The 14,302-nt window shown below is 39.2% G+C and carries 9 protein-coding genes and 1 pseudogene; 7 read left to right on the top strand and 3 right to left on the bottom strand.

The window, feature by feature from the left end:
• Positions 1 to 94 precede the first annotated feature (94 nt).
• The 4 genes from feoB to ACU52_RS05935 all read left to right on the top strand — a co-directional run bounded on the left by feoB (position 95) and on the right by ACU52_RS05935 (position 5,023).
• The gene (gene feoB, locus ACU52_RS05945) at positions 95 to 2,029 is read left to right on the top strand and encodes a ferrous iron transport protein B (protein ID WP_394330579.1); all 1,935 of its coding nucleotides are present in this window, start codon (positions 95 to 97) and stop codon (positions 2,027 to 2,029) included.
• Positions 2,017 to 2,508, top strand: coding sequence for a nucleoside recognition domain-containing protein (locus ACU52_RS15885; protein ID WP_394330578.1), 492 nt, complete (start codon positions 2,017 to 2,019; stop codon positions 2,506 to 2,508). The genes feoB and ACU52_RS15885 overlap by 13 nt, the downstream gene beginning before the upstream one ends.
• Positions 2,509 to 2,913: 405 nt before the next feature.
• Complete coding sequence (locus tag ACU52_RS05940; RefSeq protein ID WP_021854589.1) at positions 2,914 to 3,195, top strand: HU family DNA-binding protein; 282 nt, start codon at positions 2,914 to 2,916, stop codon at positions 3,193 to 3,195.
• 253 nt (positions 3,196 to 3,448) lie between these two features.
• Positions 3,449 to 5,023, top strand: a complete 1,575-nt coding sequence (locus tag ACU52_RS05935; RefSeq protein WP_053398124.1) for an Rne/Rng family ribonuclease — start codon at positions 3,449 to 3,451, stop codon at positions 5,021 to 5,023.
• A 70-nt stretch (positions 5,024 to 5,093) separates the two neighbouring features.
• Here ACU52_RS05935 and ACU52_RS05925 read toward each other — a convergent pair.
• From ACU52_RS05925 to fucI, 3 genes and pseudogenes are all read right to left on the bottom strand, one after another.
• Positions 5,094 to 7,293 (bottom strand): annotated as a pseudogene (locus tag ACU52_RS05925) (alpha-amylase family glycosyl hydrolase).
• A 9-nt stretch (positions 7,294 to 7,302) separates the two neighbouring features.
• Positions 7,303 to 8,190: an ACP S-malonyltransferase gene (fabD, locus tag ACU52_RS05920; protein ID WP_021854594.1), complete on the bottom strand. Its 888-nt coding sequence runs from the start codon at positions 8,188 to 8,190 to the stop codon at positions 7,303 to 7,305.
• A gap of 579 nt (positions 8,191 to 8,769) precedes the next feature.
• Positions 8,770 to 10,545 carry an L-fucose isomerase gene (fucI, locus tag ACU52_RS05915; protein WP_053398109.1) on the bottom strand — a complete coding sequence of 592 codons (1,776 nt, stop codon included), beginning with the start codon at positions 10,543 to 10,545 and terminating at the stop codon, positions 8,770 to 8,772.
• A gap of 438 nt (positions 10,546 to 10,983) precedes the next feature.
• Between fucI and ACU52_RS05910 the strand changes: the two genes are divergently transcribed.
• The 3 genes from ACU52_RS05910 to ACU52_RS05900 are packed head-to-tail and all read left to right on the top strand — an operon-like array spanning position 10,984 to position 14,261.
• Positions 10,984 to 12,054, top strand: a complete 1,071-nt coding sequence (locus tag ACU52_RS05910) for a mannose-1-phosphate guanylyltransferase (protein ID WP_053398108.1) — start codon at positions 10,984 to 10,986, stop codon at positions 12,052 to 12,054.
• Positions 12,055 to 12,075: 21 nt separating this feature from the next.
• Positions 12,076 to 13,161: a GDP-mannose 4,6-dehydratase gene (gene gmd, locus ACU52_RS05905; protein ID WP_021854598.1), complete on the top strand. Its 1,086-nt coding sequence runs from the start codon at positions 12,076 to 12,078 to the stop codon at positions 13,159 to 13,161.
• A gap of 2 nt (positions 13,162 to 13,163) precedes the next feature.
• Positions 13,164 to 14,261, top strand: a complete 1,098-nt coding sequence (locus ACU52_RS05900; RefSeq protein ID WP_053398107.1) for a GDP-L-fucose synthase family protein — start codon at positions 13,164 to 13,166, stop codon at positions 14,259 to 14,261.
• Positions 14,262 to 14,302: the final 41 nt, after the last annotated feature.

The raw sequence follows: 14,302 nt of genomic DNA, 5'->3' as shown, positions 1-14,302 counted from the left end.
TAACTTATCATCATTAATAGGTATTTTACTAAAATATAAATACGAAATCATTATTTTTTGTTACTTTTGCATTACTTATTAAAATGGCAAAAAGATGAGATTATCAGAACTAAAGACAGGAGAAAGAGGTGTTATTGTTAAGGTAATGGGACATGGTGGATTTCGCAAACGCATTGTTGAAATGGGATTCATCAGAGGAAAAATCGTCAAAGTACTGCTTAACGCTCCACTTCAGGACCCCGTGAAATATCAAATAATGGGGTATGAAATCTCATTACGGCATACAGAAGCCGCAATGATTGAGATCATACCGGCCGACAACGCCCCGCAGCTAGAAGAAGAAGAGGCGAAGAAGTTGGGAATGACAAACATATCTCAAACAGCAGATGAAGACTATCTGCTCACAGATGAAATGCTCCACAAAGTTGCATTGGAAAAAAGTCATACAATAAACGTTGCTTTGGTAGGTAATCCCAATTGCGGAAAGACATCTTTATTCAATTTTGCATCTGGCGCACACGAAAGAGTCGGCAATTACTCTGGTGTTACAGTAGACGCCAAAGAAGGACACGCTGAATACAATGGATATCGCTTCAATCTGGTAGATTTGCCTGGCACATACTCACTTTCAGCATATAGCCCCGAAGAATTATATGTACGTAAACAAATAATCGACAATACTCCTGATGTCATTATTAATGTTATTGATGCAAGCAACATTGAAAGAAACCTCTACCTTACGACACAACTGGTTGACATGAATCTCAAAATTGTCGGAGCATTAAACATGTTCGACGAATTTGAATCTAGAGGGGACAAACTTGACTATGATAAACTCGGTGAATTATTCGGAATGCCATTTGTCCCTACAGTATTTAAAACCGGACGCGGCATTGACGAACTCTTCAAAACTGTCATAAACGTATATGAAGGTGTTACCGAACCGGGAAAGAACAATCTCAGACACATCCATTTAAATCATGGGAAATACATAGAACAAGCAATTGACGATGTAAAAAAGGAAATACAAAAAAACGAACAAATCCGATACAAATATTCAACACGCTTCCTGGCAATAAAATTACTTGAGAAAGATTCAAAAATAGAAACTCAGGTAAAAGATCTTCCAAACGGAGAAGATATCATAAAAATTCGGGACAACGCAGCTGAACTAATTCTCAAAGAAACCAGAGAAGACAGCGAAACAGCCATAATGAATGCAAAATATGGCATCATACATGGAGCCATGAAAGAAGCTGGTTGTGAAGAAGGAAACAAAACAGACACATATCAGCTTACTCATGTCCTTGACGCCATAATAACAAACAAATACATTGGTTTCCCACTATTTTTCATATTCTTGTACCTAATGTTTGAAATTACGTTCACGTTAGGCCAATACCCTATGGACTGGATTGAAAGTGGTGTAAATCTCATAAGTGAATTCATGAGATCTATAATGCCGGACGGCCCACTTAAAGCCATGGTCATTGACGGGGCTATAGCAGGTGTTGGAGCCGTAATCGTATTTCTTCCTCAAATATTGATCTTATACTTTATAATTTCATTCATGGAAGACTCTGGCTACATGGCCCGAGCTGCTTTCATCATGGATAAAGTAATGCACAAGATGGGACTGCACGGCAAATCGTTCATTCCGCTTATCATGGGATTTGGATGCAACGTACCAGCCGTAATGGCAACACGAACTATCGAAAACAGACGCAGCCGACTAATTACGATATTGGTATTGCCACTTATGAGCTGCAGCGCACGCCTACCTATCTACATAATGATTATAGGTACATTCTTTGCAGTAAAATATCAGTCGCTCATCATGATATCCCTTTATGTCATCGGTATAGCTATGGCTGTGCTAATGAGCCGTATATTCAGCAAATGGCTTATTAAAGGAGACGACACTCCTTTCGTCATGGAACTGCCTCCATACAGATTTCCTACAGCAAAAGCCATACTACGCCATACTTGGGAAAAAGGCAAGCAGTACCTAAAAAAATGGGAGGAATAATTCTCGTTGCAAGTCTAATAGTATGGGCCTTAGGTTATTTCCCTCATAATGAGCAATTAAGCAATCAAGAACAAAAAGAACAAAGCTATATTGGAGTCATCGGAAAATCAATTGAACCTATATTCAGGGCACAAGGTTTCGACTGGAAACTTGACGTTAGTCTTGTAGCAGGAGTTGGCGCAAAAGAAATCATAGCATCAACAATGGGTGTACTTTATGCCGATGACGATAATGTATCCAATGAATCTGAAAAATATCAAATCCTGAATAAAAAGATGCAGGCGGACGGAATAACTCCGCTCATTGCCTTTTCGTATTTGCTATTTGTATTGATTTATTTCCCTTGTATAGCAACAATTGCAGCAATAAAAAGCGAGACCGGTAGTTGGAAGTGGCCAATATTTACAATGGTTTATACAACATTTCTGGCATGGTGCGTTTCTGCATGCTGTTACCAAATAGGCAGCCTGATTTTATAGAAACTAAATAAGAGAAAAAGTATAAACAGACCAACCGCCTTAACATTTAATCAGATGTTAAGGCGGTTCTGTTTAATGCCAATCAGACATAAAAGCAAATTGATTAATTCAAAAAAGTAAGAATAATGAAAAACAAAACAATTAAAAACCAATAAAATATAATAATAACCATATATTATGCGGAAACGTAAAATCACTTTTTAATAACTTACAATAAAAATAATATTCACATAATTTGCGACACATAATTAATGACAAAATTATGTAAGTTAGTGATTTAGAGCATATTTAAGACTCCAAAATCGCAAAAAAAGCAAAATAAATTTCCGTTTCACAACAAAAACTATTATATTTGCACGCCCAAATGAAAAGTTAAGAACCGATAAATAGTAAATTCATATAAAAATGACTAAGGCAGATATAATTGAGGAAATTGTAGAATCAACAGGTATTGCGAAAAAAGATGTTTCTGCAACAGTTGAAGCTTTCATGGAAGTTATAAAAACAAGCTTACTTGAAAAGAAAGAAAATGTATACCTGCGCGGTTTCGGCAGTTTCATCGTTAAGCATAGAGCCGAGAAAACGGCACGTAACATATCAAAGAATACCACAATAGTTATTAAAGCTCACGATTTTCCAAGCTTTAAGCCCGCTAAGAGCTTTGTAAGCAAAATGAAAGGCGAATAAGTGCGGATTTTTAATTTAACAATATTATATAAACCATTTAAATTTATAAGCTATGCCAAGCGGTAAGAAGAAAAAGGGCCACAAGATGGCTACACACAAGCGTAAAAAAAGATTAAGAAAGAACAGACATAAGAGCAAGTAAATTGCTTCGATAAGTCTGTAAATTCAGAAATTAAAGGGCATGTCATCACAGCCTATAACGACCGGTGGACATGCCCTCTTTTTTGACAAAACTAAGTTCAGAAAACCAGAAATGACCAGCGAAGTTGTAATTGACGTCCAACAGAAAGAGATTTCGATTGCCCTGCTGGAAGATAAAAATCTAGTAGAGTATCAGACTGAGCAGCGCTCAGCGTCTTTCTCAGTTGGCAACATCTATATGGCAAAAGTCAAAAAACTGATGCCTGGGCTTAATGCCTGTTTTGTAGATGTTGGTTTCGAACGTGATGCTTTTCTCCATTATCTTGACTTAGGAAGCCAATTTGACTCATACGAAAAGTATTTAAAACAAGTAAAAAGCGACAGAAAGAAACTTTTCCCCTTGTCAAAAGCGACTCATCTTCCTGATTTGAAAAAAGACGGAAGCATACAGAATACGTTGCGTGTCGGACAAGAGGTGATGGTACAGATTGTTAAAGAGCCAATATCAACAAAAGGTCCCAGACTGACTGGTGAGTTAAGTTTTGCAGGACGTTATTTGGTTCTGATACCATTTAATGATAAAGTTTCTGTTTCTTCAAAAATTAAAAGTGGTGAGGAACGAGCACGACTCAAACAGCTAATCAACAGTATAAGGCCTAAAAATTTTGGCGTTATTGTACGTACTGTTGCCGAAGGCAAAAGAGTTGCAGAACTTGACACCGAACTGAAGATTCTCTTAAAGCGTTGGGAGGAAACCATTACTAAAGTACAAAAGACAGAAAAAAGACCTCAACTAATATATGAGGAAACTAGTCGTGTCGTTGCATTGTTACGCGACTTGTTTAATCCGTCATACGAAAATATATATATAAATGATGAAGAGGTCTACAAAGAAGTAAAACATTACGTAACCCTAATTGCCCCGGACAAGGCAAATATAGTAAAGATGTACTCTGGTAATGTCCCGATCTTTGACAATTTTAACATCACCAAACAGATAAAATCGAGCTTTGGCAAAATTGTAAACTACAAGCATGGTGCATATCTAATTATAGAACACACAGAAGCCCTGCACGTTGTAGACGTTAATAGCGGAAACAGAACACGCTCCGCAAATGGTCAGGAAGCCAATGCACTTGATGTTAATCTTGGCGCAGCAGACGAACTTGCACGACAATTGCGCTTAAGAGATATGGGAGGTATTATTGTTGTAGACTTCATAGACATGAACCTAGCCGAAGACAGGCAACTGCTCTATGAACGAATGTGCAAGAATATGCAAAAAGACCGTGCACGACACAATATCTTACCACTAAGTAAATTCGGACTTATGCAAATAACACGCCAAAGAGTCCGTCCTGCAATGGATGTTAATGTGGAAGAAACCTGCCCTACTTGTTTTGGCAAAGGAACGATAAAATCCAGCATACTTTTTGTTGACCAGCTTGAGAGAAAAATTGACAGACTAGTCAATAAGATTGGAATTAAGAAATTCTATCTGCATGTACATCCCTATGTAGCAGCATATATCAATCAAGGCATAATAAGCCTTAAACGCAAATGGCAGATGAAATATGGCATGGGCGTACATGTAATTCCTTCTCAGAAAATGGCCTTCTTGCAATACGAATTTTATGACAGCAAGAAGCACTTTATTGACATGCAGGAGGAAATTGAAACAAAATAAAAAAGATGTGTCCATTGTTTGGACACATCTTTTTTTTATATCTAAGACTTACAAAATCGCTAAAGATTATTTATTGCACAATTTTAAATCTTATACGGAAAGTATGTTTCTCTTCATCCCAATTAGTTCCTAGAATTTCAAATCGGCCAATTTGAGACGTAGAACGCACATGCTTACCGATACACGGGCATACATCATAATCGCCAATACGGACTAAACGCAATGTTTCAGACGCATCTTCCGGCAGCCTGTCAAGCGACACTCCCTCAGGCACATTATCACGATTGACAAACTCGAAACTTACAGGCAAGTCCTCATCGATAAGCTCATTCATCTTCCTCTCAATATCACGTTCCTCATGACGGGAAGGCTTATGGTCAAGAACATAACTTATCTTACTTTTTTTGCGCTCAATATGAGCATTAGTTGACCGCTCACAACCAAACATTCGTATCATTGTCTGATTGAGAAGATGTTCTGCAGTATGTGCAGGTGGAAATTCTTCCTTATTGTGCGCATTCAAAATATAATCTTCTGCCATGGCATTAATTTATGAACTGTTAGAAAGATGTATGATATAAAGATTTCTATACTAAAAATTTATATATCCGGGCTCCGTATGCAGGAATATTTAATTCTACAGCAGAATCTGCCTTAAGTGGCAGCATAACAGTGTTGCCTGTGAGCAAATCAGTTGCGTTGACAGATTTTTCGGCCATCTGCATATAATCAAATGCATGCCTGGGTATATTTACGCCACATGTAACATCTGAATCTGAGAAATTAACCACAACAAGCAACACCTCATTATCTGCCTTTCTAAGAAAAGCATACTGACGATGAGAATCAAAGATGTCACTTTTAGGATTCACATACATCAAATCAAAAAACATGCCTTCACTCACAGCCTTTTCATTCTTGGCTATATTAAGAATGGCTGAATAAGCCTTTTCCAGACATTTTTCATCTGATGTAAGCTTACGTCTGTTCACATACCCATTGTAAAGAGACGCAACCGTCCAATAATCGAATATCGTAGTGCGTCCATCCAAGCCACTAAATCCCTCCTTGTCCATACCACGTTCACCAAACTCCTGACCGGCATATAACATAAACGGATTGTTGTAGAGCAAGGCACTTACAACAACAGCCGGCAAAGCCTTGTATGCATTACCAGAAAGGAAATCACTGGCCAAGCGCAGTTCGTCATGATTCTCAAGGAAATAAAGCATATGCTCCTTTATATCGTCAACAGCCTGCCACTGGTAAGTTATGTCTGAAGCAGCACTTTCTCCGCGGATGACTCTGCAAAGGCAATCATACATGCCGACTTTGTCATAAAGATAGTCGAAACCGCTCCCCAAATAGCTCCTGTAAAGTGATGGATTATATACCTCACCAATAAACACTATATCAGGATAATCTGTCTTTATCTTACCAATACACCAATACCAGAATTCGGAAGGCACCATCTCAGCCATATCACAACGGAAGCCGTCAACACCTTTAGCTGCCCAAAACGAGAGTATATCTCTCATTTTATGCCATGTATCTGGCACAGGAGCGAAATGATAAGAACGGCCTCCTGCATCACAATAATCAATACCGTAGTTTAATTTAACGGTTTCATACCAGTCGTTAATACCAGGATGATTATCGAAATGGTCATTTCCGGTAGCCTTGGCAGGATATTCACTATATGAATCATCTGCTTCACCTTTTAAATCAAAATATGGAGCGAAGCTCTCATTAGGGCAATAATAGAAATTATTATCAGGATAAAACCCTTTGTTAACATCATCTGTCTCACCAAAATCCTTCACCCCATCAGGCTTCTTTACCGATTTATATTGGCGTGCAACATGATTTGGCACAAAATCGATAATAACCTTAAGCCCGGCCTTATGGCTGCGCTGCAGCAAAGCCTCAAATTCTTCCATACGCCTGTCAACATCATCAGCCAAATCCGGGTCGATGTCATAATAGTCGACAATGGCATATGGTGATCCTGCCCTACCCTTAACTATAGCAGGATGCTGGCACGGGATGCCAAATGCAGAATAGTCTGTTTTAGAAGCATGACGTATAACACCTGTATACCAGACATGTGTTACACCGAGTTTTTTTATACGTCTTAATACCGAATCGTCAAAAAAACTCATCTTTCCGCAGCCATTTTCGGCAAGAGTTCCATTTTCAACGCAATTATATGAACGGTTGCCGAAAAGGCGCGTAAAGATTTGATATATAAGTATCTTATGATGTTTCATCATTGCTGTTTATGCAATGCCATGAGCTGAAACATTTTTGTCGATACGGGCAATCATTCCCTGCAAAGCCTTGCCGGGTCCGCACTCAGTAAAGTCGTCGGCACCATCAGCAATCATGTTCTGAACACACTGAGTCCACTTTACAGAACTTGTAAGCTGTGCAATAAGATTGTTCTTTATCTCAGCAGCATCAGTATGAGGCTTAGCGTCAACATTCTGATATACAGGACATTTAGGCTCGCTGAATTCTGTTGCCTCAATAGCTGCCTGAAGTTCGTCTTTAGCCGGCTGCATAAGAGGAGAATGGAAAGCGCCTCCGACCTTCAGCGGAAGAGCACGCTTAGCTCCTGCTGCCTTAAGCTTCTCACAAGCTTCATTTATAGCTTCAATGTTACCACTTATAACGAGCTGTCCAGGACAGTTAAAGTTTGCAGGAACACATACATGTCCCTCCTTGTTTACTTCGGCACAAATTTCCTCTACCTTTTCATCAGGAAGACCTATTATTGCAGCCATTGTTGAAGGAGCGGCATCACAGGCCTTCTGCATTGCCATTGCACGAGCGTAGACAAGCTTAAGTCCATCCTCAAAGCTCAATGCACCGGCAGCAACAAGAGCAGAGAACTCTCCGAGAGAGTGACCGGCAACCATTGACGGAGCAAAAGCATCACCCATGCACAATGCACTGATTACACTATGAAGGAATACTGCAGGCTGAGTTACCTTTGTCTGCTTAAGTTCTTCATCTGTTCCGTTGAACATGATGTCTGTTATCTTATAACCGAGAATGTCATTAGCCTTGTCAAAAAGTTCTTTTGCCAATGGATTACTCTCGTACAGGTCTTTGCCCATACCTACAAACTGTGCTCCCTGTCCGGGAAAAACAAATGCTTTCATATTTTTAAATATTTACTATTTGTAATTTGCGGTGCAAAGTTAACACATTTTCTGCACACATGCAAATGATGACATGTCATAAATCTGACAATCAGCGATTTATAATGACTTTAGCTTACATCATAACTGAAATATGAGTTATATTAAAATAGTGACAAACAAAACATTATGATTTTACAACGCTAATTCACTGATTTATGAACGAAAATTCATTGGATTACTGTTATCAAATCAACGGATTTCATAAGGGCATATATAACATTGATATTCAAGCAGTTACAAAAGGGCATGTTTCATACGGCAAAAGGTGGCAAATTGAAGGCTGAAAGACGGCATTTTACACAGCGAAAGGACACATATCAGATAAAACGCATACAATGTATAGATTTGAAAACAGCATGGTAGCTACAATATGTATATATACGGACAAAATCAATTGCACATACATAACGTTCCGCCAACCAATAAGGCATAACGGCCATAAAATTCATAAAATGCAGAAACCTACATGAAAAAGAGCGGAAACGTACAAAGTCCGTTCCCGCTCCCTCTAATGATACTTTCTCAACCTATAAAAAATTATTTATAAAGAGGTCCGAAGTTGGCACATGCCCTAAAATCGGCTCCTTCCTTATCCATGCCGAAAGCATTCCATGTTGCAGGACGGAACACTTTGTCGTCATCAACATTATGCATACAAACTGGTATACGGAGCATAGACGCAAGAGTAATAAGGTCTGCACCTATATGACCATAAATGATGGCTCCATGATTTGCACCCCAGTTATTCATAACAGAATAAACATCCTTGAAGGCAGGTTTGTCACAAAGACGCGGCACGAACCATGTAGTTGGCCAAGTCGGGTCTGTACGCTTGTCTATTACCTTATGTATTTCCGGATCGATGTCTACCGTCCATCCTTCAGCAAGCTGAAGCACCGGTCCGAGTCCCTTTACAAGGTTAAGACGTGCCATAGTTACAGGCATACCACCTTTAGACAGGAAGTTGGATGAGAAGCCTCCGCCACGGAAATAATCACGGTTTGCCGGATACCATGTAGTAGCAGAAAGGCATGCTTCAACTTCTTTGTCTGTAAGTTCCCAATGATGCTTCATCACTGGATTTCCGTCGGCATCACAACACTGTCCTGTTCCATCCAGAGTTGTGGCGCCAGAATTTATAAGATGTATAATTCCTCCTGAAGCTCGCCCGCTGAGCTCTTTACCCGTAACACGCTTAACAGCCTCTGGACTCCAATATGTCCTGACATCAGAGAATATAGCGCTGCGGTTTGTCAGCAAATGTTCCAACAGCATTGTCAGACCATTGCATGTATCATTTTCTGTTGCAAACACGTAAGGCTCGCGTATACCATTCCAGTCGAACGACGTATTTAGCATTGCCTCAGAGAAATCACCATTAGGCTTATAGTCAGTCCATTGTCTTTGTCCCTGGAAACCTCCGGCTATAGCATTATGGCCTAATGCCTCTTCCTTAAATCCGGCCTCTAGCAGCTTCTCGTTGCCAGTCATCAAGTCTCTGAATATCATTGTCATCTTTGTGACAAACTCCCAGTCGGCATCCTTTTCCTCACGGTTCTTTTTCTTGACATCTCTATTTCCTATGTCTTCACCCTCATTGGGAACACAATATTTCTTAACCCATTCAATGGCCTTCTTGTATTCATCCTTATCATAGATGCCTTCATCCATACGACGCAGAATTTCAGTCATATCCACTTGTTCTGCACGTATGCCAAGATATTCCTGCATGAAATCAGCGTTGGCAATACTTCCAGCAATACCCATAGCAACATTTCCGATAGACAGATAAGACTTGCCGCGCATGGTTGCTACAGCCTGAGCGGCGCGCGCCCAACGCAATATCTTCTCAGCCACGTCAGCTGGTATTGTATTATCATCCAAGTCCTGCACATCGTGTCCATAAATACCAAATGCAGGAAGTCCCTTCTGAGCATGAGCAGCAAGTACTGCAGCAAGATAAACAGCTCCCGGACGCTCCGTACCGTTGAATCCCCATACGGCTTTCGGCCAATAAGGATGCATATCCATTGTTTCTGATCCATAACACCAGCATGATGTAACGGAAATTGTGGCCCCCACACCATTATTTTCAAACTTCTCTGCACATCGTGCTGCCTCAGCTACGCGACCTATCGTACCGTCTGCTATGACGCATTCAACAGGAGTACCGTCTCCGTTTTTTAAGTTATTAGAGATAAGTTCTGCTACAGCTTTTGCCAAATTCATGGTCTTTTCCTCAAGACTTTCTCTTATTCCGCCTTGACGGCCATCAATAATTGGACGAATTCCGATTTTTGGATAGTTTTTCATTATATATCAGGTTTTGTTATTAAAATAAGCAAAAGAACTTCACCTAAAATAAAAATATTATCTTTATTAAGTGCTTGTTTGGCGACAAAGATAAGAAATACGACAATAACCAATCATTGTTTTTTGATAAACCAACTTAGAATTAGTACACATAAAACACAAATAAACCTTAACAGCGATAACATTTATTAACAACAGACGCACCTATCTACTTAAACAAAAGAAATATCAAAATAACATAAAATACAGAAAATAAACAATATACGACGTTTTAAAGTATATCAGTAAAAGACTAGTCTTCAAAATAAGCGCCAGTTTAGAATTATGGCAGCAAAGACATTATTCGTATGTCAAATAGTGTTTTTTTTCAAAAACCTTCTTTTGTATCTAATTTTTTAGTACTTTTGCCTTAGTTATAATTTTTACATTATTTAATTTATGGCTTATAATAATAATCACTTAGTCATAATGGCTGGCGGGGTTGGCAGCCGTTTTTGGCCAATGAGTACAACAGAAAAACCCAAACAGTTTATAGATGTATTAGGAGTAGGACGCTCCCTGCTACAACTAACATTCGACAGATTCAAGGGAATATGTTCTCCTGAAAACGTATGGGTTGTAACAAACCGCAGCTATAAAGACTTAGTTTTAGAACAACTGCCGGAAATTCCGGTTACCAACATTTTATGTGAGCCATGCAGACGCAACACTGCTCCATGTATAGCATACGTGAGTTGGAGAATAAAATCCAAAGACCGTAATGCCAATATTGTTGTCACACCAAGCGACCATATAGTTACAAATTGCGAAGAGTTTAAAAGAGTCATATCTCAATGCCTCAAATTCACTAGTGAAACAGATGCGATAATAACTCTTGGAATGAAACCTACGCGCCCGGAAACAGGTTATGGATATATTCAGGCTGACCTGTCGTCATGCTCTCCACGGAATAAAGAAATATTCAGAGTTGATTCTTTCCGAGAAAAGCCAGACTTAGAAACAGCAAAAAAATATATCCAAAACAAAAGTTATTTCTGGAATGCAGGAATATTCATTTGGAGCGTCAACACTATCGTAAATGCATTCCGCATTTATCAGCCTGCAATAAGCAAAATTTTCGAAAGCCTGCAGCCTGTATATGGCACTCCTAAAGAGCAGGAAGAAATCGACTTAAGATTCCCTGAGTGCGAAAACATATCGGTTGACTATGCAATTATGGAAAAAGCCGAGGAAATATTCGTATGTCCCGCTGATTTTGGCTGGAGCGATCTCGGCACATGGGGCTCATTGCTTGTTCAAACAAAAAAAGATCTTTATGGCAATGGAGTAATTGGAGAAAATGTCTCGCTTTTTGATACCCACAACTGCATCGTACATACTCTAGACAAAAAGAAAGTAGTTATTCAAGGACTAGACGGATACATTGTTGCAGACGACGGAAACAAGCTTTTAATTTGCAAGTTGTCTGAAGAACAGCGTATAAAACAATTTTCAAGCGACAATAAATAATTAAAGACACAAAAGATTAAAATGGAAAAAAAGATTGCATTAATTACCGGTATAACCGGTCAGGACGGTTCTTTCCTTGCCGAATTTCTAATTGAAAAAGGATACGAAGTTCATGGACTGCTCCGCCGTTCGTCTTCATTCAATACAGGACGTATTGAACATCTATATCTGGATGAATGGGTAAGAGACATGAAGAAATCAAGACTTGTAAACCTGCATTGGGCTGATATGACCGACTCGTCATCATTAATACGTATAATTGCAGAAATCAAACCAACCGAAATATATAATCTAGCGGCACAAAGTCATGTTAAAGTTTCTTTCGATGTTCCAGAATATACAGCAGATACAGATGCTGTAGGCGTATTAAGACTGCTTGAGGCAGTACGCATTTGCGGACTAGACAAGACATGCCGAATATATCAGGCTTCAACATCTGAACTTTATGGAAAAGTTCAGGAAGTGCCGCAAACTGAAACAACCCCATTCTACCCCCGATCTCCATATTCTGTAGCCAAACTCTATGGCTTCTGGATTATGAAAAACTATCGCGAAAGCTATAATATGTATTGTTGCAATGGTATTCTTTTCAACCATGAAAGTGAACGCAGAGGAGAAAACTTCGTTACAAGAAAAATAACTCTTGCAGCCTGCCGTATTGCTCAAGGATTCCAGGACAAATTGTATCTCGGCAATCTTGATGCACAACGAGACTGGGGATATGCACGCGACTACGTTGAATGCATGTGGCTCATTCTACAGCAACCAGAGCCGGACGACTTTGTCATTGCTACAGGAGAAATGCACACTGTAAGAGAATTCTGTACATTAGCATTCAAAGAAGCAGGCATAGAACTCCGTTGGGAAGGTGAAGGTGTCAACGAAAAAGGTATTGACACCAAGACTGGCAAGACAATAGTTGAAGTTGACCCAAAATACTTCCGCCCGTGTGAGGTAGACCAACTATTAGGAAATCCGGCAAAGGCAAAAAAGATTCTCGGATGGAATCCAACAAAAACATCATTCCATGAATTAATAAGAATAATGGTACAACACGATATGAAGTTTGTGAAAAAACTCTATATCAAAGCACAAATGGCAGAATAAAGATGTTAGACAAAAATACAAAAATATTCGTTGCAGGCCACCACGGACTAGTGGGGTCTGCAATTTGGAATAATCTTAAGCAAAGGGGGTATAACAATCTGGTTGGACGCACGCATAAGGAACTAGACTTACTTGACCCAGTTGCTGTTAAAAGTTTTTTTGACGAAGAACGTCCAGAAGCTGTAGTGTTAGCAGCTGCACATGTTGGAGGCATCATGGCCAACCTTAATTACAGGGCAGACTTCATCTATCAAAATCTTCAAATACAACAAAATGTCATTGGCGAAAGTTTCAAGCACAATGTTAAAAAATTGTTGTTCTTAGGAAGTACATGCATTTACCCAAAAATGGCACAACAGCCCATGAAGGAAAATGCCCTTCTAACATCTGAACTTGAATACACAAACGAGCCATATGCAATAGCAAAGATTGCGGGTTTAAAGATGTGTGAAAGTTTCAGTCTGCAATATGGATGCAATTACATTGCAGTAATGCCGACAAACCTTTATGGTCCAAATGACAACTTCCATCTTGAAAATAGTCATGTTCTGCCTGCTATGTTACGTAAAATTTATTTGGCAAAATGCCTTAACGAAAACAATTGGGAAGCAGTTCGCAAAGACTTAAACTTAAGACCTGTTGAAGGAGTATGTGGACAAAACACGAATGAGGAAATACTAAATATTCTTGATAAATTCGGAATAACGCCACAGGCCGTAACATTATGGGGCACAGGAAGTCCAATGAGAGAATTTCTCTGGAGTGAAGAAATGGCAGACGCAAGCGTTTATGTTTTATTAAACGTAGATTTCAAAGACACATACTCGCCTAATGATAAAGAAATCAGAAACTGTCACATTAATGTCGGCACCGGTAAAGAAATAAGCATACGTGATGTTGCAGAAAAAGTAATGCATGAAATTGGCTTTAAAGGACAACTATTATGGGATGCGACAAAACCAGACGGAACTCCAAGAAAGCTTACAGATGTTACAAAACTGCACAATCTTGGATGGCATCATAAAATAGAGATAGATGAGGGCATCCACAAACTTTACGAATGGTACAAACGAGGAATTTGCATCAATCATAAAAACTGAATTTATAAATAGCCATATTTCCTTATAAGGAACAAGTTTAC

Origin of the sequence: Xylanibacter rarus (genome assembly GCF_001275135.1) — a bacterium.
Classification (GTDB): Bacteria; Bacteroidota; Bacteroidia; order Bacteroidales; family Bacteroidaceae; genus Prevotella; species Prevotella rara.
Note: the sequence above shows the minus strand (reverse complement) of the source record. Positions and strands in the feature narration are given on the sequence as shown.

Coding starts and splice junctions, on each gene's coding strand:
- ACU52_RS05940 (WP_021854589.1), top strand. CDS start 2,914: ATGACTAAGGCAGATATAATTGAGGAAATTGTAGAATCAACAGGTATT.
- ACU52_RS05935 (WP_053398124.1), top strand. CDS start 3,449: ATGACCAGCGAAGTTGTAATTGACGTCCAACAGAAAGAGATTTCGATT.
- gmd (WP_021854598.1), top strand. CDS start 12,076: ATGGAAAAAAAGATTGCATTAATTACCGGTATAACCGGTCAGGACGGT.
- feoB (WP_394330579.1), top strand. CDS start 95: ATGAGATTATCAGAACTAAAGACAGGAGAAAGAGGTGTTATTGTTAAG.
- ACU52_RS15885 (WP_394330578.1), top strand. CDS start 2,017: ATGGGAGGAATAATTCTCGTTGCAAGTCTAATAGTATGGGCCTTAGGT.
- ACU52_RS05900 (WP_053398107.1), top strand. CDS start 13,164: ATGTTAGACAAAAATACAAAAATATTCGTTGCAGGCCACCACGGACTA.
- fabD (WP_021854594.1), bottom strand. CDS start 8,190: ATGAAAGCATTTGTTTTTCCCGGACAGGGAGCACAGTTTGTAGGTATG.
- fucI (WP_053398109.1), bottom strand. CDS start 10,545: ATGAAAAACTATCCAAAAATCGGAATTCGTCCAATTATTGATGGCCGT.
- ACU52_RS05910 (WP_053398108.1), top strand. CDS start 10,984: ATGGCTTATAATAATAATCACTTAGTCATAATGGCTGGCGGGGTTGGC.